This window comes from Occallatibacter sp. (genome assembly GCF_049582745.1).
In the GTDB taxonomy this organism is placed as follows: Bacteria; Acidobacteriota; Terriglobia; order Terriglobales; family Acidobacteriaceae; genus Telmatobacter.
In genome coordinates, this window is the sequence record NZ_JBAUUO010000133.1 from 1 (window position 1) to 23,593 (window position 23,593).

Sequence of the window (23,593 nt, forward strand, 5' to 3'; positions counted from 1 at the left end):
ATCCCATCGAGCAAGCCTGGTCCAAGCTGAAACAACTCCTGCGAGCAGTGAAAGCCCGCGCGCTCGATCAGCTGGAACCGGCCATCGCGCGCGCCATCGACGCCATCACTCCCCAAAACGCGCAGGCTTTCTTCCGACACTGCGGTTACGGAGTACAGTAATTATGAAAATGCTCTAACGCCGCAGGGTTTGCTGTGCAGCGCCAAGCACGTGGCCGGTTTTGCGATCAACGAGGAAGACGACGAGACGCACAGGTCCGGCGGCTTCGGCTTTTTGCGTCAAGGGTCCGCCCGAGAGTTTGAGCTGGCGACCATTAGCAGCATCTGCGCCAAACTCCTTCATCACGCGGACCACGGCGGTGTGGTGAAGCGTGCGGCCGGCGTTTTCTCCGCGCGCAACCTCAGAGTGAGTGGCATCGGCTGCGAGCACCGCGAGCAGCTTCGTTCCGGCTGGTGCGTTGGCGTGAACTGAAAACTGAGCGGCGCCATGATCCCAGGCTGCACCTTCGATCGCGATGGCTTGTTTGGGTGTCTTTGCTTCTTTTGTCATCGCCGCAACAAGCGCGCGGCCGTCGCTGCCGACAAACTGATCGGTTCCATCGACGACCATCTGTGGCGTGTAACTTGAATTGAGACCGAAGCGGAGAACATAGTCTTCCTGTCGCTCCGTCATGGCGTCGAGCGAGAAGGGATCAGTCCACCCAAGACGGTTCCAATAGGTGACGTGCTCGCTGAGAACAACTGCCTGCACACTCGGAATTGGCTGCGAGGCGTCGAGCTTCGCCAGCAGCGCATCGGCGGGAGGGCAGTCGGAGCAGCCCTCGGAGGTGAACAACTCAACCAGTACAGGTACGCGCTCCGGGGCGGAAGAGGTTGCGGCCTGACCCCGAAGTTGCGGGACGAACAAACTCAAGGCCCCGGCGACGAGCAGCGCGGCACAAATGGTACGGCCGATGGGAAAGGCAATTGGGGAAGGCATACAACCCTTTGATTGAGAATTTTCTCCGGAGGTTACATTCCTTTCAATCGAATTGACGCAAGGCGGACCGGCGCAACACTCAAACGGATGGCGCCAGCCGCCATTTCTACCGGCAGAAGCAAAACAACAAGGTTGCCCAAGTAGGGTTTCTGCCGCCTGGGAACAACGGAGCGGGTTATGCTGAACCCATGACCGGCTCTCGCATGTTGCGACTCGCGTGTTTGATTGCTTTCGGTGCATCGAGCTCATTCGCACAGCAACATTCCAAGACCGAATCCGTTGTTTCGCTAACGCCGGCGATGGTTGAGGCCGGTTCGCCGGAATTGATCGTCGTCAGGGCGCCGCATGCGAAGAGCGTACGTGGCGAATGGCTGGGGCAAAAAGTTGAGTTCTTTAAGCGCGAGGAGAAGTGGGTTGCTCTCGCGGGTGTGGATGTGGAGGGGGCCGTTGGTCCTTCTACACTTCGGATCAGCGCTGATCTCGACGGCGGTGTCCCACTCGACCTGAGCCGGACAATCGAGATTCACCCGGCGCACTATCGAACGGGAAAGCTCACGGTGCAACCGAAATTTGTGGAGCCGGGGCCGGATGAGTTGAAGGTGATCGCTGCGGATGCCGAGCTGAAAGCGAAAGTGTTCGCAACCAGCGTGGCCGAGCCTTTGTGGCATGGGGATTTTCGTGCGCCGGTTCGAGCGGCGCCAACGGACAGCTTTGGGACGCGGCGGATGTTCAACGGCAAGCTGGCCAGTATTCACAAAGGCATGGATTTTCGCGCTCCGATGGGAACCGTAGTTCGCGCTTCAAACAGCGGCGTTGTGGGGCTGGCGCGGCCGCTCTACTACGAAGGCAACTGCGTGATCATCGATCACGGGCTGGGGCTCTACACGCTGTCAATGCACTTCAGCCGCATCGATGTGCACGAAGGGCAGCACGTGGTTGCGGGCGACAGGCTTGGACTGAGCGGCGCAACGGGGCGCGTGACGGGGCCGCATCTGCACTGGGCGGTGCGCTGGGAAGGCGCGTATCTCGATCCGGGCAAGCTGCTGCGGCTAAATCTGAATGCGATTCGGTAGAGGTTTCGAGCGGCAGCCTAGCGCGACACCAGGTCTTCTTCGGCTTCTATCACGGTTGGTGATGCGATTCCGGCGTGCGCGGCCTTCTCTCTGCGCAACTCTTTGAAGGCGCGATAAACGAAGGAGCCCATGAACCAGCCATCCATGTATTGGAAAGGCGTTTCGCCCGTGGTGTAGTGGCCGCAGGGCAGGACGCGCTTCTCGTAGTTGAGGCCGACCCGCGTGAAGGCTTCGACGACCTGCAGCGAATATTCCTTCGGGAAGGTCAGGTCGTAGTTCGCATACACGAGCAGGACTCTCTTGTCCGGCCCGGCGACTTCAGGGCGCATGATCTTGTCGTAATAGCTGACAGGGCTGATGGCCGACCACAACTGCCGCACGCGGTCCTGCGTCATGCCTGCATCGTCGAGCGCCTGCTTGACGTGGCGCGTGCTTTGGCCGGCCCACACCACGTCGCCGAATGCCGTCGAAGCATGGTTAAAGGCATTGACGCGGATGCGCTTGTCGTGGGCGCTGGCGAGGAATGCGTAACACGATCCCAGACTCGTGCCGAGGACGCCGAAGTGCTCGTAACCCTGGTCTTCGAGCCAGTCGAGGCAGCAGCGAATGTCGACCACGGCCTGGCGGCAGGCAGAAAGCGTGCGACCGATGTTGGCGCTGACAGCGTAGTCGGAGCGCTCGAGTTCAGCGGGACGGCGAATGTCGTGGTACGGCTTGGACAGGCGCAGCGCCGAGATTCCCATGCGATTGAAGATCGTGCACAGGGAATTGTGGCTGAAGGCGTCGGCGTTCCACTGCGGCATGACGACGATGGCCTGTTTGGGCCGATTGGGATCTTCGTGCGCGGGCGCTGGATACCAGCGCGCATTCGCAAGATCGTTTTCGGCGTAGCCCGTGCGCTCGGGCGAGGTGAATCGCAGGAACTGCGCCTTCTGCGTTTTGCCATCGGCCGCCAATTGTTTGATTGCCGCGTCTTTTGCCAGCGTCTCAGGCCTTACGTTGGTCGGGAATAACTCGGGGTGGCGATCTTCGAGGCGGAAGTCGGTGGGCTTTTCGTAACCAAAGAAGATGTCGCTGTGGCGGATGAGAAGCTGATTGATACGCGCCATTGCGGATTCGGCTGCAGCATCGCCGCAAAGATCTTCTGGTCCGGGGATGGCTGCGCCGAAGCCGTGCGCTTCGAGGAAAGGCTCTATGAACTCGAAGCCCCATTCGAGCCGGCGCACTATGCGGTTTTCATCGCGGGTGGTGAGCCGGGTTTCCCAGTCGTACATCCAGCGCGCGTATTTTTCCTTGAACATGGTTTCAGTTCAAGTTTACCAGCGCCGGCGCTGCCTTTGGACTGCACCGACGATGAGCCAGATCAAACCCATCAGTGTAATCAGCGCGATGTCGGCGAGGGAGATGACGCAGTGGAGGCACCAGGTACCGAGGATGTCTCGCTCAATGTGGGCCAGGTAGAGGGCGAAGGCGAGGCCGGCGACGGCGGCAAGGGTAAGAACCGCGCGTTGGCGCGCCAGCCCGAGCCACACCAGCCCGAGATATCCCGCCATCCCGATGAGCGCCACAGGGATACCCGAGATGAGGGAGTAGGAGCTGTGGTTTACAACGCCGCAATCCCATTTCTCGTTGATCGAACACGGAGTCGTGGCAACCGTGTAGTGCACCTGAAGTGCAAGGCCCGAGACCACGGCCCCGACGAGGGCAAGAACCGCAATCACATATCGCATCGTGAAAATGATGCTAGCAGACAATCATACGGTTGAGGTTCGCGAGTTAGCTCTCACCGAAACCAATGGACTTAGTTAGATACGACCTTTGGGGATTCCCAACTTCGCAGAACTGAAAATCGGCGCGGTCCCGGGGATGCCTTACCATGAACCCATGCCTGAGCCAGTAGAGGAGAGTCAGCGGATTGCCTTCTTTGGGGGCAGTTTCGATCCTCCCCATCTGGGGCACATTGGGATCGCTCGTGCCGCCCAGATCGCCCTGCGTCTCGACACGGTTTTGTTTGCTCCGGTAGGTATCCAGCCGCTGAAGCCGCACGGCTCAACCGCCACCTATGACGATCGCGTGGCAATGACGGAGCTGGCCATCAAAGGGGTACCGGATTTTGCCATCTGCCTTGCGGATGCGCCAAACCCGAACGGCATGCCCAATTACACGATCGACACTCTGATGCATCTGCGGAAGCAGTTTCCGTCAGCGGCTCTCTTCACGCTGATGGGCGCCGACTCGCTTCTGAGCCTGCCGCACTGGCACCGTGGAGCGGAGGTTCCTTTCCTGGCGCCCCTGATCGTGGCTTCGCGACCAGGACAGCGCCTTGAGGACCTAGCGGCAATTGTGCCTGACGGCTTGACTATCCACGAGGACGGGCCGGCGGCTTCTGGGGCGGCGGAGGGCACGCTGCGCGTTTTTACACTTCGCAACGCCGCGGGCGCTTCGACCCCGTTGTACTTGCTGCCCGGAGTAGAGATTGAGATCAGTGGCACCGAGGTCCGGCAACAGGTGAGCGCGGCGCTCGAGCGCCTCTGCGCGGGTCACGAGCTTCTGCCGGATGCGGTTTGCCATTACATCGCAGCGCATGGACTGTACCGCTGAGGACGTGACGTCGCGTTCATCCGGCTTGCCGCTGCGGAGTCCAGAGACTACGATGAGCGAGGAGACAATTGCCGCTGCATGAGCACAACCGAAACGCACAAACAGACCCGCATTCTCGTTCAAGCCGCAGCCGCGGCCTGTGAAGACAAAAAAGGCGAAGATACCCGCATTCTCGAACTCGATCCGATCGATTCCGGACTGTCCGATTTTTTCCTGATTACCTCAGCCACCAACGACCGCCAGGCCGTGGCCATTGCCGACGAAATCGAGCACCGGTTGAAGAAGGATTTCGGCGCCATGCCGCACTCCGTGGAGGGGCGCCGCCGGGGCGACTGGATTCTGCTGGATTACGTTGATTTTGTCGTGCACGTATTTCTGACGGAGCGGCGCGCCTTCTACGATATCGAACGGCTGCGCAAATCGGCGCGTCCGTTCACCCCTGCCGAGTTCGACGCCGAATTGACACAAGCCCTCGCCGCCAGGACGCGGGCTGCGCGTGAGAAAGCTTCTGCCGGCGCCTCAAAGAAACGCGTTAAAAGCCCTGCAACGAAGTCTCCTGCAAGGCCTGCGGCGAAGAAGGCTACAACGCGGAAAGCGCCTGCCAGGAAAACCGCTGCAAAGAAGTAGTGCAGTTTTGATGGAAGTAAGTGGGCCTCGTCGAGGGCGCCCGCTTCGTTTTTTGCCCGTCGCCTGCACGGTGCATCTTGCAGTCGAGAGAAACGCAGCACCAGCAAGAAGGACGCTCCGAAGAGCGCCCTTCCGTCGTGGATAAGCTGGTTGAAGTTAGAACACGAAGCTGCCCTTCAGCTGGATCAACCTCGGCGAAGCATCGCCACCGAGGAAGGCGCCCAGGACTGAAGTCGGCGTGCTGGCCGCTGAATAAATGGTTCCGAGCCCCGACGAGTTTACGTCGTTCAGCGGAATCTGGAAGTTAGCGTGGTTGAAGGTGTTGAAGAACTGCACCGCAACCTTGAGCTTTGCTGATTCCCTCTTCGGCACAACGCGGAAGCTCTTCGAAAGATCCATGTCGAAGTCGGTGTAGTTCGGCCCAAAGAGCTGATTACGACGCTGCTGGCCGTAGTCGGTCGAGTTGGTGAAGTGCGAGGCAAAGCTGCAAGGCGTATCTACGTGCGACTTGCCGCCGCAGTGGTGATTGAAGCTGTTGTCGATCTGCTGGGCCAACGGCGCATTTCCGTATGCCACCTGGGCGGTGTCGTCTGTCACCGAGAACGGATAGCCGGTGTTGTGGAAGACGGTTCCGGCGAGCTGCCAGCCATCTGCCAGAACGTGCGGTCCACCCCAATAGGGAACGCGGATGGAGTAGTTGGCGCTGATGTAGTGACGCACATCGTAGTCTGCGTTGCCGTAGTTCTGCTTCAAATCGTAGGGATTGATTTGGCCGCCGCTATTTACACCAAACGCATTGAAGCCGCCATTCGACGTCGTATCCAGCGCGTGGCCGTAGGTGTAGTTCAACTGCATCGTCAGCCAGTTCAAACGGCTGGTGAGTGTCCCCTGCAATCCGTTGAAGTTGGACCAGGAACCACTATAGACCTCAGTCGTACTACCCAGAGCCGCGTTTGGACGTGCTGCCGGAAGCGATGCGTTCGAGCCGGGGCCGCCGTTCGGAGCCCAGTAAGCGTTCGGCATATAGGTGACCGGCTGGTGATACGAGCGGTTGCCCACGTATTGCACTGCAAGCACTGTATTCTTCAGGATCTGGTTCTCGATCGCGAAGCTCCACTCGTCGTAGGAAGGCAGGTCGATCTTATGCGCAGCTCCGAATACCGTCGGCCTGCTGAATACACCTCCGGTCGCGCAGTAGATGCTCAGCGGATCGGGGCAGGTCCCCGCGGCGTTTCTGTAATATCCACCCAGTGGGAACAACGCCTTAAGAGCGTTATTCGACGTGACTGCAATCGCATGTCCGCTATCGGCGCGAGATGGATCCATGGCGATCGGAGTGCCATAGGCCGCACCGTAAACCGTGAAGCGGTTAACGTTTGGCACGTTGGAGATCAGATCACCCATGATCTGTGCCGGGAAGTAGTCATTGAAGAGTCCGAAACCGCCGCGGATCGTGGTCTTCGATCCAGGACCAAAGGGCAAATAGGAGAAACCAAAGCGAGGCTGCCAGCCGAGGATCTGCTCCTCGAAGAGACCCTGCGTCCTGCCCGAGGCAAATAGCTTGTTATACGGCGTATCTCTCCCCGTCGGCAGTTGGCTGAAATCCTGAGAGAGGTTGGAGACGCAATTGGTACGGCAGAGCGGGTTGGAATCGTGCTCCAAGCGCAATCCAAGTGTGATGGTGAGGTTCGGAAGCGGCTTGTACTGATCCTGCGCATAGAACCCTTCGACGTACATCGCGATCGGGGCGGTGAGCCGCTGCGGGAAGCGCTCTTGCCATATATCGGATAAGCCGGCCGCGAAGTCACCCTGATCGTAGACGAAGTTTTCGCCGCCGCCGAATGCGACCTGGTGTTCGCTCGGCGTGTAGTCGGTGATGTCATCCCGGCGGAACGCATATCCGAACTTCCAGGTGTTCTTGCCCTTTACCCAGGTGAGGTCGTCGCTGAACTGATAGCCGGTCACATTGCGGCCCTGTGGGAAAGCGTAGTTCACACCGCCAACCCAGTCGCTGGCGTTGACGGAAAGATCCCAATCGCCGCTGCCGGTTGCAAAGCCCTCAGGAATCAGTGTGTACGGAACGTTGGAGGCACCCAGTGTAGATCCGTGGGTGTTGGTGAAGATCGCGCGATAATAGCTCGCCGCAAACAGGAACTGATTGGTCAGGTAAGGCGTGAAGGTGTGCGTCTCGCTCAATTGTCCCTCATACGAAGGCTGAGGACTCGCGGCATCGAAGACCGGATCGAGGAAGCTGGTCTGCGTAGGCTGAATGCCATGATCCACCTTGGAGTGGATGTACATGTGGTCGCTTTGGGAGAGATTGAAATCCACGCGGCTGTTAATCAGCCATTCCGTTGCGAAGTTCGTGGCCTGCCCGTTGAAGATCCACGTATCCGGATCGTTCGGATCCTGCGAGCCTGCGGCAAAGTTCCGCGCGTTGTTGTAGTACTTGAAGATCGTCTGGTACATGGGCGCTTCATCGGAATTGCCGTTGTCAGCTAAATTGCCATACGGCGCGTAAGCTGCCGATGCAGAGCCGGCCGGGCCGAGAATTGCGGCCTGCCAATTCGGGCTCGGAGCATACACCGCGCCGATCAATGGAATGATGACGCGCAGTCCTTCGTTATCGATGAACCCGAAGATCTTGTCTTTCTTCAGCGGTCCGCCAATCGCGGCAGCCCACTGATTGGCGTTGTCGAAGTTCCGCGGCGAGTTGTAGTACTTGTTGAACCAGCTGTTGGCGTTCATCACGCGGCCGTTCCAGAGATAGTCGAGGTTGCCGTGCCACTGGTTGCTGCCAGACCGCGAAACCTGGTTGACCTGCGCGCCGCCAAGTCCGCCGAATGCCGCATCGTAGCCGTTCGTCGTCACCGTCACGGTGTCGACATCGTTCTGTCCCAGCAGCAAGTTGGTTGCGCCAGAGTTGTTCAGGTTCAGGTAGGGATCGCCTTCATAACCGCCGTTCATCGTGAAGGTGTTCGAGGTAGCCGGCAAGCCGTCCACAGCGAAGTTGCCGTAGCCGCCCTGGGTGTTCATGATTGCGCCAGGTGTCGTCTGCGCCGCAAACGTCAAGTCGCCCCCGGGGTTGGGCAGGTTCTGCAACTGGTTCAAATCGAAGCTGGTGGAGATCTGCGCATCGTCCGTGTGTAGTACCGCGATCTCGCCGCTATTCACTTCGATGGTGGTCGATGCCTGGCCGATTGTCAGTGCAATATTCACTGGGGTGATGGAGCCGGCCGATACCGTCACTTGAACCGTCGACGTCTCAAATCCTTTTGCTGTCGCCTTGACTTGATAGCGGCCCGGTGAAAGCAGCGGGACGCGATAGTCGCCAACGTGATCAGTAAGGACGGTCTTTGCCTGGCCCTTTTCAAGACTCGTGACAGTTACCTGCGCGTCCGGCATGGCGGCACCGGATGCATCGGTCACGGTTCCGCTGATGTCGCCCGAGATATTGGATTGGGCGTAAAGGCTGGGGGCCGAGGTGGTCTCGATGAATCCGGCAAACAACAGCAGGCTCACCGACAAAGAAGCAACTTGCAGTAATCGCGAAAATCGCATTAGAAATCCTCCGGATCGACGAGGGATCGGAGAATCTCATGGGGGGCGAGTTCCCGATCCGCTATCGCGCTCGGCGTCTCGGGTCTAATCTGGGGAGGGATAGGTCCGTTCCGCGGTTAACAGTCAAAAAAAGGGCCGAAAAAACAATGAATAACGGTCTGGCTTCGTCAATCCGGAAAGCAGGTGACGAAAACCTTCCCAAGATAAACAGGGTCTATGACGATTATTAGTGCATGCGAGATGCCAAACAGTGAACCTCGTCTCATTTTGCAATCTAAAGGTTTAAGCCGGTCGTGTGAGTGATAAAGATCACACGCAGATATGGGAAGTTGTATAGACGCTCCCGTAAAATCACAAACCATCCTCTTTCGAATAGGCTGGCGACCAGTTTCGCCGCCTGTCGTGTATCTTCGCAGCATGCAGATCGTGCTAGCGCACATTGGACCGCGTCCTTCCTCCAAGGATGTGTTGGAGGGTCTGACGGCGATGTACCTTGAGCGATGCGGACCCCATGCCCGCTGCCAGTCTGAATCGTTCCGCAGCGAGGAAGCGATGTTTGAGTGGATGGATCGGCAGCAGCGGCGCGCTCCTGCTGTCTGCGTTCTCCTGGATAGCCGCGGAAAGCAAATGACCTCGGAGAATTTTGCCGAGTGGCTGGGAAGGCGGCGTGACAACGGCGCCCAGCAGATTGTCTTCGCGATCGGGCCGGCCGATGGCTGGTCGGACGTCGCGCGGAAACGGGCGACGCTTTTGCTCTCACTCGGGCCTCTCACGCTGGCCCACGCCCTTGCCCGCGTTGTCCTCGCAGAGCAACTCTATCGCGCATTTACAATCCTGACAGGCCACCCCTACCACTCTGGCCACTAGGCAGTTCGTGGTTCCTAATTCAAGGCCTTTGAATTGCCCGCCGCGAGACTCTGCAATTACCTTGAACGAATTCAGATCAACTACGAACTCGGAACTTAGAACCCTTTTTATGAACACTGAACAATCTTCCCGACGCGGATTGATCCTGATCAACACGGGGCCCGGCAAGGGCAAAACGACCGCTGCCATGGGTACGGCTCTACGGGCCGTTGGCAACGGGATGCGCGTGCTGATGCTGCAATTTCTCAAGGGCTCATGGCATTATGGCGAGCTGGATTCGACGAAGGCATTCGGGCAAAACTTTGTCCTCAAGCAGATGGGCCGTGGATTTGTGAAGGTGGGAGGAGCGGAGACCGATCCGGAAGATATACGACTGGTGCAGGCGGCATGGGCAGAGGCGCGCGAGGCGATCCTGTCAGGCGAGTGGGACATGGTGGTGCTCGACGAGATCAATTACGCGATCGGCTATGGCATGCTCGATCCGGCCGAAGTCGCTGAGACGCTGCGTAATCGCCCGGAGATGGTGCATGTGATCCTGACCGGGCGCAATGCACATCCCACGCTCGTGGAAATCGCTGACACCGTCACGGAGATGCGCGAGGTGAAGCATGCCTATCAAAAAGGGATTCTGGCGCAGCGGGGCATCGAATACTGACCGAAGACGGCGCGCTTCGACTCGTTTCTTGAGCATTTGACTGCAAGTTCTTCCTTTCTGGACGTTCCAAAGCCAGTTAGAGGAGGAAGACCCGTGCGGAATCCTTTCATTTTTGCAGCGGTTTTTTTCACTGCCATGCTGGTTGCGGCACAGACGTCGCAACCGGTTGCACTCACCATCTACAACCAGAACTTCGCGGTTGCCCGCACGTTTCTGGATCTCGATCTGCATGCCGGCATCAACGAAATCACAACCGACAGCGTCACCAGCCGCCTTGAGCCCGACTCCGTCGTTCTGCGGGATCCCTCGGGCAAGCGCGTGGTCCACGTGGTCGAGCAGAACTACGACTCCGCCATCGTGAGCCAGGAATGGCTGCTCGAGAAGTATGAAGGCAAGACCATCGACTTTCAGGTCTTTGGTGCTGCGGGGCCCAGGATCGTGCAGGGAAAGATCATTCGCGCCGGCTTCAACCGCCCGCAGGAGTACACCTTCGATGGGCAGATGATCGGTGGCCAGAGCGCCCAGCCCCTGATTGAAGTCGACGGCAAGATGCAGTTCCAACTGCCCGGAACGCCGCTGTTCCCAGCGACAACGGACGGGATGCTGCTGAAGCCCACGCTGCGCTGGCAAATCAATTCCGGGTCCTCGGATCGCTTTAACGCGGAGTTGGCTTACATTACCGGCGGCCTGAGCTGGGAGTCAACCTACAACGTTGTCGCGCCGGACAACTCGGACGTTACCGGGGACGAAAAGGCCGACGTGCTGGGATGGGTGACGATCCACAATCAATCGGGCACGGACTTTCCGGAAGCGCGCATCAAGTTGATGGCCGGCGATGTCGCGAAGATCCAGGGACAGCAGGGCGGCTACGGCGGACCTGCACGGATGCAGATGGAAGCCAAGGCGCTGGATATGATGCAGCCGGGGGTCACGCAGAAGGCTTTCGACGATTTCCACCTCTACGACCTCAACCGCACGGTTGCGTTGCGCGATGGGGAGACCAAGCAGGTGCAGTTTATCGATGCGGCAAACGTGAGCATGCGGCGCAGCTATCTCTACGATGGACTCGGAGAACAGATGCAGCCGATCTATGCGGGCAACGTGAATCAGAACCAGGGCTACGGCCTAGGCGGCGAGAACACCAGGGTGCTGATTGTGGAAGAGATCAAGAACAGCGAGGCGAATCACCTTGGCATGCCGCTTCCGGCGGGGCGTGTGCGCCTCTATCGCCGCGATCGAGACGGCCAGATGGAGTTTGTAGGCGAGAGCCTCATCAACCACACGCCCGAAGAGGAGACGGTGAAGATTCCCACCGGCTCGGCTTTTGACGTAAAGGGCTCGCGGCGCCAGACGGACTTCCACGTGGACTACAACAAGCACATGCTGGATGAGACTTTTGAAATCAAGCTCACCAACCAGAAAGAGCAGACCGTCAACGTAGCGGTGCTGGAGCACATGTACCGGGGCGAGAACTGGGAGATCACGGAGAAGTCCGCCCACTACAACAAGCTCGACAGCCACACGCTGAAGTTTTCGATCGCGGTGCCGGCGAAGAGCGAGGCTACGCTCAGCTACACGGTTCACTACACGTGGTAACGGCGGAGTACTGTGAACCGCGCCCGGTCGCTATAATGGCAGAGGCCTTATGTCCTGGTTTAAGCGCGAGAACGGCGAGTTCGAGGGTACCGGCGGCAACGGCGACGAAGAGAAGAGCGTCCGCACGGAAGGACTCTGGGTAAAGTGTCCGGGGTGCCGGCAAACCATCTGGAAAGCCGATCTTGAGGCCAACGTGAATGTGTGCCCCAAGTGCCAGTACCACTTCAAGATTGGGGCGCGGCAGCGTTTGGATCTTTTGCTGGAGCCGGGCTATCAACTCGTGGATGGCGGCCTTCGCTCGACGGATCCGCTCAACTTTACCGACATAAAACCCTACAAGCAGCGCCTGCGCAAGGCCCAGCAGGACACCGGGCTGGACGACGCCATTCTGAACGCCGTTGGACAAATGGGCCCGCACGCGGTCGTGGTCAGCGCCATGGAATATGGATTCATCGGCGGGTCAATGGGCGCTGTGGTCGGCGAAACGATTGCCCGCGCCGTAGATCGTGCTCGTGAAGAGAAGAAGCCGTTGATTGTGGTTGCCGCATCGGGCGGCGCACGCATGATGGAAGGCGTGGTGAGCCTGATGCAGATGGCGAAGATTTCGACGGCGCTGGCACAACTCGACGATGCGAAGGTGCCGTATATCTGCGTGCTGACCGATCCCACAACCGGCGGTGTGACCGCGAGCTTTGCCATGCTGGGCGATCTCAACATAGCCGAGCCGGGAGCCCTGATCGGCTTTGCCGGGCCTCGCGTGATCGAGCAGACGATCCGGCAAAAGCTTCCCGAAGGGTTTCAACGCTCCGAGTTTCTTCTGGAGAAGGGCTTTCTCGACGCGGTTGTCCATCGGCATCAGTTGAAGGGCTACCTGATCCGCGCGCTGGAGTTTATGCAGACGCCGGCGGCCGCGATTCCCGCAGCGTCCTGATCTCGGTTCTGTCTCGCTATGAGCTTTCAACGTGGGGTACCCCCTATTACCCAGCCTCTTTGGGTAAAGAACCTGGAATCATTGGGTTATAGAAAGTGGTTGCGCTAGAGGCCTGAACCGATTGAGGTTAGGTGTAGAGGTTTGAGCCGATTGGAGTTAGCGGCAAGGCCTCCTCGTGAGCGTATGCGGGGCGCACGTTTGCCCAGATAGAGGTTTGGTCGCAGCCGCAATTCAAATGATCGGCTTCCATCCCCGGTCCCCCAAGAGCGATGGACCGGGGGCACCCGCGTGTTTGCGGAGATGGAGGTTTCAATCACGATTCCATTGTGCGCCGGGAGGGGATAAAACCCTGCAAAATGGGGAGAAGTTTTTCACGAATGGAATGAGGGAGTTAGCGGTAATTTTGGCGAAGAGGGGTTGACAGCGTCGAGCTGCGGATTTGTTGCTTGCAAAACAAGAGGCGCCCGAAGGCGCCTCTTGTGGTTCTGGTGGCAGCGTGGCTTAGAAGTAGAACTTCGCCGCCAACTGGCTGAGTCGGGCGGACTGCGTACCGCTGATGTACCCGAATGAGGTTGTCGAGCTTTTCAGCACCGAGTCGTTCCATGTCGTGCTGGGGTTTGTGAACTGCGTGTGATTGAAGACATTGTCGCTTTCGATACGCAGCTGAACATATCTCTGTTTGTCTGACGACAGGTAGATGTTCTTCGCCAGAACCATGTTCGTGTTGTTGATACCGGGGCCATGGGAGATGTCGCGGCGAGAGTTGCCGAAGGTTCCCAGAGGCTCGTTGACCCAGCTTGCCTTGTCGACGTAGGCGCCACTCTGCGTGTGCAGACTCAGCGTACGGGTGCGGGGGTTTCCGCTCTTCATGACCGGGGCAACCTGGTTCGGGGCATCCGGGCATGCATAGAAATTGAGGAAGTCCGGGCACCATTCCGAGTTTGCGCTGCCGCCGGCGTAGGAAACGTCGAACGGGAAGCCGGAAGCGAGGGTTACGATGCCGCTCACCTCCCAGCCGGAGAGGGCCAGGTTGATCGGGTTGTACCACTCCGCCGAGCGGCGAAGGGTCGGGGTCACGTAAATCGGCGAGAAGACGACGCGATGACGGACGTCGAACGCCGCGTCGCCATAGTTCAGTTGCGGAGCAAACTGGTTGTAGCCGCGTGTGCTTGATGAGCCGAACCCTGCATTCTCGAAACTTGAAGCAGTATCGAGCGCGTGCGCAAAAGTATAGCTCAACTGGAAATAGAGGTTGTGCGTGGTTGCCTTCTCGATGTTGACCTGCAGCGAGTGGTAGTTCGAACTTCCGGTAGAATCCACCTGGCCGATGTCCAGAATGGTGCTGTCGCTGTTGAGAAGCGTATTTTCCGGGAAGAAGTAGCTCTGTTCTTCGCGGTAGATTGCATTGGAGCCGCTGCAATAGGTGGTGTCAGCTACGCATGCCGCATGACCAGCGGGAGTGATGGGATTGGCATCGGTTGTCGACTGGTTGTGACGCGCCAGTGAACCAACATAGCTGGCACGAGCCACAACTCGGCCTGGGAACTCGCGCTCAAGGCTGAGCTGGAAGTTCTCAGCGTAGGGTGCGCGGAAATCCGAACCGTACGTGCTGATATTGTAGATCGGTTCGAGCGCGCTGAAGTCGACGTTGTCCCCCTTCTTGGGGAAGGTATACGGGAACGGGTTGGCAACTGCGCCGGCGCCGTTGATGTCAGTAAACGGGTCGGCAAAAGAGGCTGTCCCGCCGATTCCTGCACCGCTTGTATCGGTTCCGAAGGGCGGTGTCGCGAGAGTTTGGAGAGCAGTCTCTTCTTCGGAGCGGTCGTAGTAGATACCGAAGCCGCCGCGGATGGAGAATTTGCCCGGGCCGCCGGAGATCGCGCCCCAGTCGGGCGCATAGACGAACCCGACGCGCGGTCCGAACTCGGAATACTTTGTCTTGGCAAGACCAGAGTTTGTGCAACCCTTGTCTCCACCATAGTTAAGGCTGGTGGGCGAGTTTGCGAAGACGGTGGACTGCTGGCCAGGAATGATGCAGACGATGCCGGAGCCGCCGTACTGGAGGTTATGCAGAGGTGTGTCGATTGAGTAGCCGAGGCCGTAGCTGAACGTCAACTTATCCGTTAGCTTCCACGTATCCTGCGCGAAGACGTAGTTCAAAAACGCTTCAGCGATAATGGTGGCGCCGCTATTCTGGTCGTAACTGGTGGGGATGCCGAGCAGGAAGTCCACCGCACCGTCGCCCGTCGAAAACGTTCCGGTATTGCCAAAGCTGAAGGAGCCGCTGTTGCGTGCATAAAACGGATTGTGCACGTTGAAGCGGCGGCCGTCGTATCCGAATTTGAAGGTATGCCGTCCGATCACCTTCGACAGGTTGTCGTCCAGCTGTGCAACCTGGTCGATGCGGGGCTGAGGACCATTGGTGCTGAAACCGAGCGTGAAGCCCACGTTGGTACCACCCACCGAAATTGTGGGAACGCTGGCTGCAGCGGCATCCTGCGGGCTGATGTTGAAGCCCAGGCTTGCGGGCGAAACTTTGTTTTGCGGCTCGACCGCGTCGAAGTTGAACCGGGTGTAATGCCCGGCAAAGTCATTTACCGTGGTCGAGTTGAACTGGTGAACATAGTCGCCCGTGTATTGCTGAATCGTAAGCGTGTTCACGTCGCCGAAACCTGGTATTGATGCGCCGGTGAAGGGTAGCGTATCGGTCGTGGGACGCTTGCTGTAGATGCCCAGTGCCGTGATCTGATTCGCGGTGTTGATCGAGTAATCGATCCGTCCGATGTACTGGTTGGACGTCAACACCGTAACGGGATTGAATTTGAAGCCGTAGGTGCCGTTGTTCGGGGCCGGGACATACTTGGTAACCAGATTGTTTGCGACGGTGCTGAAAGCTGACGTCGGGATGACGCCGCCGAGGTCATAAGCGCACTGCGCCCAGGTTTCGCCTGCCGTCGAGCAGCCCTGAACCGTGATACTGGAGGGAATCTTGTTGGCCGTCCAGAGCCCCCAGCCTGTGCTCGCATCCGGCCTGGTGCCCGCCTCAACCGGGTTGTCGTCCGCAGAGAAGTCGCCGCCAAGGTTGGCGGTGTTGTAGACGTCGACGCTTCCGCCGGATTGCGGTGTGCGCTGACGCGTACCTTCATAGGCGCCGAAGAAGAAAAGCTTGTCATGCAGAATCGGGCCGCCCACCGTGCCGCCAAAGATGTGCTGGTGGTAGGGGCTGACGACACCCGAGAACTTGCCCGTGCTTTTGTTGAGGGTCTTCTGGTAGTAGCTCAGTGTGTTGAGGAATGTGTCGCGATAGAACTCGTAGACGTCGCCGTGGAAGTGGTTGGAACCTTCCTTGATGGTGGCGCTGACGATGCCGCCCGAGTTGCGGTCATATTCCGCGTTCAGTGGGCCGTCAATCAGGTTGAACTGGTCGATGGCGTCGAGGTTTGGGCTGAGGGCCACGGTGTTCAGCGCGATGTCGTTGGTGTCGGCGCCGTTGATCAGGAACTCCGACTGCTGCGTCTGTCCGCCGCTGACCGAGAATGTGCCGAAGCGGTCACTCGATGCCTGCACGCCGGGAAGGATTAGTTCCAATCCTGTGAATCCGCGGCCGATGAGGGGAAGCTCCGTCATTTCGGTGGAGTCGACGACGTTGCTGAGCTGGATGTCGCTGGTGTCGACCTGTACCGGAGAGGCCGCGACCTCGACAACTTCTGCGGTAGAGCCCACGCTCAACTTTGCGTCCTCAACGTATTCCTGGTCGACATTGAGCACGATTCCCTTGGCTGTGAAGCTCTTGAAGCCATTGGCTGAGACGCTGATCGTGTAGGTACCGATCGGCAACTGCGGGAAGAGATACCCGCCATCCGAGCCCGAAACGGCGTCAAACTTCACGCCGGTTGCTTCGTTGGTTGCTGTCACCTTCACGCCGGCCAGCACGGCTCCCTGCGGGTCGGTCACTGTGCCCTTGATGCGCGCCTTGATGTCAATCGCGTGGGCCATGCCCAATGCGCCCATCAGGACGATGCAGAGTGCCAGTACTTTCAGCTTTGGCAGATTTCTCATACCCATTGTTCCTCGAAATTGAATTTTGTGACCTAGGGGGTCGGCACCAGCGGTCTCAAACTGGATTGCCGATTACCCTCATCCCCGGCTGCAATATCCGCCGGGTGCTGTTGATTACCATTCAGACCGCGTTTGATTTGAAACTAGTTCTAGCTCTGGATCAGGTCAGCAAATACACCCGCCAGGGGAAGAGGGAAGCGAGCCAGAGTGATAAGCACAATTGGCCCTTAAAAGCTAAAAAGACAGAAAGATGGGAAAGCAAAATGATAAGACTGGAAGGCTAAGTTGCAATTCGCATGCCAAAGTACCCCTCACTCGATGTGCTTAATATCTTATTTATTTACAGGCACTTAATCGAGAGCTTAACTCGTGTTGGGGGCTTCCGTTGTTGCCCGAATCCGCTTTTTAGCACTTCTCTATTGAAAACGGTATATGCGTATTCTTTTCTTCAATATCAGGAATATTGCCGTTCTATCGATGGAAGATGCGACCGGCTTTTCTTATCGACGAGCGCTTGCGGACAGCATTCGAAACCCGACTTTGCAGCGACTCCCGGCCACGACGTAGACTGATCCCTCTTAAAAGCTTCCAAAGGATCGTGACCGATGCTGCTTCGCGCACTTAGCCGGATTGCCTTTCTGTTGTTTGCCGCAACCACTCTGGCGCAGACCTCTTTTCTGAACTCCGTGCCCGCAATCCCGTTTGACAGCACGGGCCCGGTGATTCGCGCACACGCCGAAACCGAGAAGCCATTCACCGTTGCGGGCGAGCGTGGAGTGGTGCTGGGACAACAGAACGGCATCTTCGAAGCCTGGGTTCTTCCGGTGAAGCTGCTCTCGCACCTGACCATTGAAGGCGATATCGAGGGCTATACCGTTCCCATCGACGTGAATCAGGAGGCAGCCGAGGTTGAAGTGCGACCGGATCGCACGATCATCACGTATAGCCACATTGGTTTCACCGTGCGGCAGATCATGTTCTCGCCCAATGACGCACAGGCCGGCACGGGACCGGTGGTGCTCTTTGAATTCGATTGCCTGCACCCGACGGAATTCATTTTTCGCTTCACGCCGGAACTGCGCTGGATGTGGCCGGAGCGCAATGAAGGCGTCCCTGGAGTGGAGTGGGTTGCACCGAATCCTCGTGAGCCATCGGGCCCCGGAGGCTTCTACGTTCTTCACGCGGACTACCCGGACCTTGCTGGCGCAGTGGCAATCCCCGGCGCACAGCCGGGAATTCTCGCGCCCTACCAGGAACGCCCGCAGGTTTATCCCGTGGAGTTTCATCTGCACATCGATCCGGTGCGCGATCGCGGGCGGCTGTTTCCGTTGCTGATGGCCGCTGGCATGAACAAGGATGCGGCCACCAATGCGGCGCTCGGCGCGACGCTGGCGAAGCTGGATACGGCGATCCCCGATCTTTATAAGGCGCACGCTGACAGCTACAAGAAATTGCTGGCGAGCACAACGTCGATCGAGACGCCGGACAAGAATCTCAACGAAGCCTTTCAATGGGCGGTGGTTTCGATTGAGCAACTGAAGGCTCATCCCGTCGATGCGCATTCCATTCCTACCGATGAGACGGCGCTGGTGGCAGGCTACTATGCGTCTGGCGATTCTGCGCGGCCCGGGTTTGGCTGGTTCTTCGGACGCGACTCGCTCTACACGTTGTACGCCGTTAACGGCTACGGGGACTTTGGGCTTGCCAAGTCGGAACTCGAGTTCCTGATCAAGCGCCAGCGCGAAGACGGCAAGATCATGCATGAGTACTCGCAGACTGCAGCGGCGATCGACTGGAGGGCGTTTCCATATATGTATGCGGCAGCCGATTCGACGCCGCTGTTCTTGCTGGCGGTGGCCGACTATGTTCGGTCGAGCGGCGATATTGCGTTTCTGACGGCGCATCGCGATGCCATCGAAAAGGCGTGGGCATTCGAGACCGATCCGGCGCACGATACGGACCACGACGGCATCTACGACAACTCGCAGGGAACAGGATGGGTGGAAAGCTGGCCAGGTGGAATGCCACACCAGGAGATCTACCTGGCGCTGCTGGATCAGCAGGCGTCGTCTGCGATGGGGTACGTGGAATCGCTGCTGAAGGATTCATCGAAGGAAGAGGCGGCGAAGAAGCGCGCGGAGCAACTGGCGAAGGCAATCAACGCGGAGTATTGGAACGCGCAGAAAAACTGCTATGCCTTCAGCCGGAACCTGGATGGCTCGCTGGACAAAACCAGCACGGTGTATCCGGCGCTGGCGTGGTGGGATCCGGCGGGCGGGAAATCGGTGCTTGCGCAACCGGAAGGTTGCCTTTCGCAGTTTGCTGCCGCGGCACTGAATACGGACTGGGGTTTGCGCGATGTGGCCAATACCGAGCCGATCTATGACGGCATGAGCTATCACCAGGGCTCGGTGTGGCCGCTGTTTACAGGCTGGGCGGCGGTGGCGGAATACCGCGGCGGGCAGCCGCTGGCAGGCTACCAGTTGCTGATGGAGAACGCGAACCTGACGCGGGCGCAGGATCTGGGCGCGGTGACGGAATTGTTGTCGGGAGATTATTTTGTTCCGTTCGGGCGGAGTACGAGCCACCAGCTGTGGTCGTCGGCGATGGTGATTACGCCGATTCTGCGCGGGTTGTTCGGCATCAGTATCGATGCGGGGACGAAAACCATTACGGTGAATCCGCATCTGCCGGCGGGGTGGGATGAAGCCGAGGTGATGAACCTTTCCCTTGCGCGACAAACAACGGCGCTTTATTTCAAACGCAGGAACAGTCAACTTGAGATCTATATGAGCCCGACAAAAGGCGACGAATGGCATCTTCGCAGCGACCTGCCGGGCGCGACCGTCGGCGCAATTGGCAAAGACGTCGCCAAGATGCTTCGGATGACTCCTGAAACTGGGCTTCGCATTCCGCTTCCCCTCATTGAAGTCGACGAATCCGCCGGCGAATATGCACAAAATGCGATCGATTCCGTTCCTCTTCTAAATAAGCCACCACTACCTGGTGCGTCCGCCCGCAGAATCCGTCTTCTCCATTCCGAATACTCAGAACACGAACTCGTGCTAACGGCAGAGGGCCTCGCCGACAGCGTTGGACTCGTAACCTTAATCCGTCACGGCCACATTGACCCGAAAGTTGAGACCAATCCAACTGCTCCACAAGAGGCGGGTCAACAATATGCAAACATCTCGCACCGGGAATGCGACGCCGATTTTTACGCTTGCAAAGAGTTGCCGCTGATCCTTCACTTTCCGCCGGGTGAAGGCTGGAAGACTATCACCGTCACGCTTACGTGGTGATCGAAGCCGGTTCCAATTCAAATTGGAACCGGCTCAACCAAGCCAACTACTACTTGTGCTTCCGATACAAATCGATCAGATGATTCGTCGAGCTGTCATGCGCGAGCTGCGGCTCTGAGGGGCTTTCGAGTTCGGGGATGATCTTCTGCGCCAGTGCCTTGCCGAGTTCCACACCCCATTGGTCGAACGAGTTGACCTGCCAGATGACGCCCTGAATGAACACGCAGTGCTCATAAAGCGCAACCAGTTTGCCGAGGACTGCGGGCGTCAACTCCTCCGCAAGAATTGTGTTGGACGGGCGGTTGCCTTCGAAAACGCGATGCGGGACGAGCCAGTCGGGAGTGCCTTCCGCTTTCACCTGCTCAGCCGTCTTGCCAAAGGCCAGCGCCTCAGCCTGCGCAAAGACATTCGCGAGCAGAATGTCGTGATGGCTGCCAAGGGGATTGAGCGTTTTGTAGAACGCGATGAAGTCACACGGGATCAGGCGCGTTCCCTGGTGGATTAACTGATAGAACGAGTGCTGGCCGTTCGTGCCCGGCTCGCCCCAGTAGATCGGACTGGTGTTATAGCGAACTTCCTTGCCCTTGAGCGTGACGTGCTTGCCGTTGCTCTCCATGGTGAGTTGCTGAAGGTACGCCGGGAAGCGCTTGAGATATTGCTCGTAGGGCAGGATCGCGATGGTCTGGGCATCAAAGAAATCGGTGTACCAGACTGAAAGGAGCGCCAGCAGCACAGGCAGATTCTTTTCGTAGGGCGCAGTGCGGAAGTGCTCGTCCATCTGGTGGAATCCGTCGAGCAGGTCGCGGAAATTCTCGGAGCCGATCGCCAGCATCGTTGATAGCCCGATCGCCGAATCCATCGAATAGCGGCCGCCGACCCAGTCCCAGAAGCCGAACATATTGGCGGTGTCGATGCCGAACTTGGTCACTTCGCCTGCGTTCGTCGATACGGCGACGAAGTGCTTCGCGATTGCCGATTCGTCGCCGCCCAACCTCTCGAGCATCCATAAGCGCGCGGTGTGCGCGTTGGTCATGGTCTCGAGCGTGGTGAAGGTCTTCGACGAAACGATGAAAAGCGTTTCTTCAGCGTCGAGGCCCTGCACGGCTTCGGCGAAGTCGGTGCTGTCAACATTTGAGACAAAGCGAAACGTCATACTGCGTTCGCTGTAATGTTTCAGCGCTTCGTAGGCCATTACGGGACCAAGGTCGGAGCCGCCGATGCCGATGTTGATCACATTCCTAATGCGCTTGCCGGTGTGTCCTTTCCACTCGCCACTGCGCACGCGATCAGAGAAGGCCGCCATGCGGTCCAGTACTTCGTGCACCTTCGGCACAACGTCTTCGCCATCGACCATGATGGATTGGCCCCTGGGTGCCCGCAGCGCCACGTGCAATACGGCGCGCTTTTCAGTGATGTTGATTTTCCGGCCGCTGAACATGGCGTCGGTATACTCACGCAGCTTCGATTCTTCGACCAGGGCAAGCAGCAGCTTCAGGGACTCGTCGGTGACGCGGTTTTTTGAGTAGTCGAGGAAGAGGCCGACACCCTGGGCTGTCATCCTCTCGCCGCGCTTGGGGTCGTCAGCAAAAAGTGCACGCAGATGCACCTTGGCAACATCGCGAGCGTGGGCCTTCAACTTCTTCCACGGCGAAAGGCTTGTCAGCGGCTTCACTTTGATATTGAATTTTGGGCTCTTCACAGCCTTTGCCATCGCAGCCTCCTATGGGCACAGTCAATCTGCCCGCTCGGCATGATTCAGAATCTCGAACGCAGAATTGGGTATCGCGCAGAGCCGTGGCCGGTCCTTCGCGTCGTAGGTAAAGTCTAGCGCACCGGTCTTTGTTCGAAATAGATCGGTTGGCGTCAATTAACCTCGCTGTGATGAAGGCTTCTGCGCGGCAGAATCCGGGACTCATCGCGATGCGCCTTGCGCTCCTTACGTATGGCTTTTTTGGGCACGGTTGATTTTTTGGCCGCTTTTGCCGATGAGTTTCGGAGGGGGGCTGAATCCGTGTATCCGATCATGAACCGTAGTCGACTGGCTTTTGCATCCTCCGGTTTCGAAACCCGCGACCGCATTCGACGATGGTTCATTTATGTCGCTACCGTTTCGCTTCTTTTTTCCGGCAACGCAGTCTGGGGAAAATCCGCTTCCAGATCCGCAACGGTGACTCTGATTGCAACGCTCGAATCACTTTCTGTTAGTGCGTCACCGCGAGGCACGTTTCCTCTATCGACGAGCAACAGAATCGGACAGCACTTGTTCCCCTTGACGATTACGACCTCCTGGGCCGTTCCCTCGAACCTCACAACCGTGCGAGTGATTCACGACGGCGTCACTTTATTTGCGCAGAAGGCAGGAGAAACAAATTGCGTTGCGCGCCGGACCGACCACGTCGATGTGGTTCTCAAAGATGACATCCGTACAACAACGGAGCGACAGATATCCGAACCGGTTGTGATTCTTGTGCAGGCACTCTAGCTGGTGCGTCGAGGGAAGATTCTTGAAGCTGCAAACCTGGTTGTTCACAGCGGAGCGCCGTCCTCTGAGCATGAGATGACCTAAGGTAAGATTACCTAAGTTATTAGTAATCATCGAGATTCACGTTGATCTGTTGCACCTTGGTCATGTTAGGCTTTTTTCCAACAAAAGCAATTTGGCTAGAACTCTGTCGAAACGGACTCTGCAGTCCGTGCGGTCTTCTATGTCCAAAAATCGAAGCTAATCACTGGAGAACTTTGTATGTCCTGGAGAAGTAAGTTTCAATCCACTCGCTCCTTTTTTGCACTCGCCCTCCTTGTTCTGGCGTGTGCACCGATGTTCGGCCAATTGAACTCGAATTCCGCAACGGTGGCTCTGACGGCAACCCTGGGCGAATCGCTCACCGTCTCTGCTACGCCTGGCACCGCGAACTTCACCCTTGTTTCGGGCGCCGCAGCCACAAGCGGGCCAGTCACAACGACAACCACCTGGCTCATGAACCGGAACCGCAGCACCGTAACGCTGGTCGGCTACTTTGCAAGCGCAACAGCCGCACTGACTGACGGTGGTTCACCTGCGAACACCATTCCCACTTCGGCAGTTTCGGCCTCAGTTGGAGCCGGAACGTATAACCCGTTCACTGGTTCTGGCGTCGGCACAGGCGGAACCCAGGTGGGCGTCGCTGGAGCGTCGTTGACCCTGTTTACGCAGGCAATCAGTAATACCAATCGCTCCGGAACCCGGAACGACAATCTGACTCTGAAAATCGATCTGTCAAGTCAGACCCAATTGCCCGCAGGTACGTACACAGGCACGTTGAACCTCCAAGCACAGGCCCTCTAAGAGGGCTCTGAGAAGAGA

15 protein-coding genes are annotated in these 23,593 nt (G+C 58.1%); 9 read left to right on the forward strand and 6 right to left on the reverse strand.

Annotation, left to right across the window (positions count from 1 at the left end; all coding sequences use genetic code 11):
• Positions 1-174 precede the first annotated feature (174 nt).
• Positions 175-978 (reverse strand): DUF1223 domain-containing protein, encoded by an 804-nt coding sequence (locus WCA10_RS18685; RefSeq protein ID WP_472824029.1) that lies wholly within the window; start codon positions 976-978, stop codon positions 175-177.
• Between the two features lie 188 nt (positions 979-1,166).
• On the opposite strand from WCA10_RS18685, the gene WCA10_RS18690 reads away from it, so the two are divergent.
• The gene (locus WCA10_RS18690; RefSeq protein WP_472824030.1) at positions 1,167-2,051 is read left to right on the forward strand and encodes a M23 family metallopeptidase; all 885 of its coding nucleotides are present in this window, start codon (positions 1,167-1,169) and stop codon (positions 2,049-2,051) included.
• 17 nt (positions 2,052-2,068) lie between these two features.
• Here WCA10_RS18690 and WCA10_RS18695 read toward each other — a convergent pair whose 3' ends face one another.
• Both WCA10_RS18695 and WCA10_RS18700 read right to left on the reverse strand, forming a co-directional pair.
• Positions 2,069-3,352: an alpha/beta hydrolase family protein gene (locus WCA10_RS18695; protein WP_472824031.1), complete on the reverse strand. Its 1,284-nt coding sequence runs from the start codon at positions 3,350-3,352 to the stop codon at positions 2,069-2,071.
• A gap of 15 nt (positions 3,353-3,367) precedes the next feature.
• Positions 3,368-3,781: a vitamin K epoxide reductase family protein gene (locus tag WCA10_RS18700; RefSeq protein WP_472824032.1), complete on the reverse strand. Its 414-nt coding sequence runs from the start codon at positions 3,779-3,781 to the stop codon at positions 3,368-3,370.
• A gap of 154 nt (positions 3,782-3,935) precedes the next feature.
• Here WCA10_RS18700 and nadD point away from each other — a divergent pair, with 154 nt between their 5' ends.
• Both nadD and rsfS read left to right on the forward strand, forming a co-directional pair.
• On the forward strand, positions 3,936-4,652 hold the full coding sequence (gene nadD, locus WCA10_RS18705) for a nicotinate (nicotinamide) nucleotide adenylyltransferase (RefSeq protein WP_472824033.1): 717 nt from the start codon (positions 3,936-3,938) through the stop codon (positions 4,650-4,652).
• Between the two features lie 78 nt (positions 4,653-4,730).
• Positions 4,731-5,279, forward strand: a complete 549-nt coding sequence (gene rsfS, locus WCA10_RS18710) for a ribosome silencing factor (RefSeq protein ID WP_472824034.1) — start codon at positions 4,731-4,733, stop codon at positions 5,277-5,279.
• A gap of 156 nt (positions 5,280-5,435) precedes the next feature.
• On the opposite strand, the gene WCA10_RS18715 is transcribed toward rsfS, so the two are convergent.
• Positions 5,436-8,840 (reverse strand): outer membrane beta-barrel protein, encoded by a 3,405-nt coding sequence (locus WCA10_RS18715; protein WP_472824035.1) that lies wholly within the window; start codon positions 8,838-8,840, stop codon positions 5,436-5,438.
• Positions 8,841-9,257: 417 nt separating this feature from the next.
• On the opposite strand from WCA10_RS18715, the gene WCA10_RS18720 reads away from it, so the two are divergent.
• From WCA10_RS18720 to accD, 4 genes are all read left to right on the forward strand, one after another.
• Entirely contained in the window at positions 9,258-9,707 is a 450-nt protein-coding gene (locus WCA10_RS18720; RefSeq protein WP_472824036.1) for a 23S rRNA (pseudouridine(1915)-N(3))-methyltransferase RlmH, read from the forward strand.
• A 109-nt stretch (positions 9,708-9,816) separates the two neighbouring features.
• The gene (cobO, locus tag WCA10_RS18725; RefSeq protein WP_472824037.1) at positions 9,817-10,362 is read left to right on the forward strand and encodes a cob(I)yrinic acid a,c-diamide adenosyltransferase; all 546 of its coding nucleotides are present in this window, start codon (positions 9,817-9,819) and stop codon (positions 10,360-10,362) included.
• A gap of 93 nt (positions 10,363-10,455) precedes the next feature.
• A complete protein-coding gene (locus WCA10_RS18730) occupies positions 10,456-11,958 on the forward strand; it encodes a DUF4139 domain-containing protein (RefSeq protein ID WP_472824038.1) in 1,503 nt (500 codons plus the stop codon).
• A 49-nt stretch (positions 11,959-12,007) separates the two neighbouring features.
• The gene (gene accD / locus WCA10_RS18735) at positions 12,008-12,889 is read left to right on the forward strand and encodes an acetyl-CoA carboxylase, carboxyltransferase subunit beta (RefSeq protein ID WP_472824039.1); all 882 of its coding nucleotides are present in this window, start codon (positions 12,008-12,010) and stop codon (positions 12,887-12,889) included.
• Positions 12,890-13,390: 501 nt separating this feature from the next.
• On the opposite strand, the gene WCA10_RS18740 is transcribed toward accD, so the two are convergent.
• Positions 13,391-16,948 (reverse strand): outer membrane beta-barrel protein, encoded by a 3,558-nt coding sequence (locus WCA10_RS18740; protein WP_472824040.1) that lies wholly within the window; start codon positions 16,946-16,948, stop codon positions 13,391-13,393.
• 605 nt (positions 16,949-17,553) lie between these two features.
• Between WCA10_RS18740 and WCA10_RS18745 the strand changes: the two genes are divergently transcribed.
• Positions 17,554-20,250, forward strand: a complete 2,697-nt coding sequence (locus WCA10_RS18745) for an amylo-alpha-1,6-glucosidase (protein ID WP_472824041.1) — start codon at positions 17,554-17,556, stop codon at positions 20,248-20,250.
• A 49-nt stretch (positions 20,251-20,299) separates the two neighbouring features.
• Here WCA10_RS18745 and pgi read toward each other — a convergent pair whose 3' ends face one another.
• A complete protein-coding gene (gene pgi, locus WCA10_RS18750; RefSeq protein ID WP_472824042.1) occupies positions 20,300-21,961 on the reverse strand; it encodes a glucose-6-phosphate isomerase in 1,662 nt (553 codons plus the stop codon).
• 1,032 nt (positions 21,962-22,993) lie between these two features.
• Between pgi and WCA10_RS18755 the strand changes: the two genes are divergently transcribed.
• Positions 22,994-23,575 (forward strand): hypothetical protein, encoded by a 582-nt coding sequence (locus WCA10_RS18755; protein ID WP_472824043.1) that lies wholly within the window; start codon positions 22,994-22,996, stop codon positions 23,573-23,575.
• Positions 23,576-23,593: the final 18 nt, after the last annotated feature.

Bases quoted from the DNA above. Each gene is read 5' to 3' on its own strand.
- WCA10_RS18685 (WP_472824029.1), bottom strand. From the start codon at position 978: ATGCCTTCCCCAATTGCCTTTCCCATCGGCCGTACCATTTGTGCCGCG.
- WCA10_RS18690 (WP_472824030.1), top strand. From the start codon at position 1,167: ATGACCGGCTCTCGCATGTTGCGACTCGCGTGTTTGATTGCTTTCGGT.
- WCA10_RS18695 (WP_472824031.1), bottom strand. From the start codon at position 3,352: ATGTTCAAGGAAAAATACGCGCGCTGGATGTACGACTGGGAAACCCGG.
- WCA10_RS18700 (WP_472824032.1), bottom strand. From the start codon at position 3,781: ATGCGATATGTGATTGCGGTTCTTGCCCTCGTCGGGGCCGTGGTCTCG.
- nadD (WP_472824033.1), top strand. From the start codon at position 3,936: ATGCCTGAGCCAGTAGAGGAGAGTCAGCGGATTGCCTTCTTTGGGGGC.
- rsfS (WP_472824034.1), top strand. From the start codon at position 4,731: ATGAGCACAACCGAAACGCACAAACAGACCCGCATTCTCGTTCAAGCC.
- WCA10_RS18715 (WP_472824035.1), bottom strand. From the start codon at position 8,840: ATGCGATTTTCGCGATTACTGCAAGTTGCTTCTTTGTCGGTGAGCCTG.
- WCA10_RS18720 (WP_472824036.1), top strand. From the start codon at position 9,258: ATGCAGATCGTGCTAGCGCACATTGGACCGCGTCCTTCCTCCAAGGAT.
- cobO (WP_472824037.1), top strand. From the start codon at position 9,817: ATGAACACTGAACAATCTTCCCGACGCGGATTGATCCTGATCAACACG.
- accD (WP_472824039.1), top strand. From the start codon at position 12,008: ATGTCCTGGTTTAAGCGCGAGAACGGCGAGTTCGAGGGTACCGGCGGC.
- WCA10_RS18740 (WP_472824040.1), bottom strand. From the start codon at position 16,948: ATGAGAAATCTGCCAAAGCTGAAAGTACTGGCACTCTGCATCGTCCTG.
- WCA10_RS18745 (WP_472824041.1), top strand. From the start codon at position 17,554: ATGCTGCTTCGCGCACTTAGCCGGATTGCCTTTCTGTTGTTTGCCGCA.
- pgi (WP_472824042.1), bottom strand. From the start codon at position 21,961: ATGGCAAAGGCTGTGAAGAGCCCAAAATTCAATATCAAAGTGAAGCCG.
- WCA10_RS18755 (WP_472824043.1), top strand. From the start codon at position 22,994: ATGTCCTGGAGAAGTAAGTTTCAATCCACTCGCTCCTTTTTTGCACTC.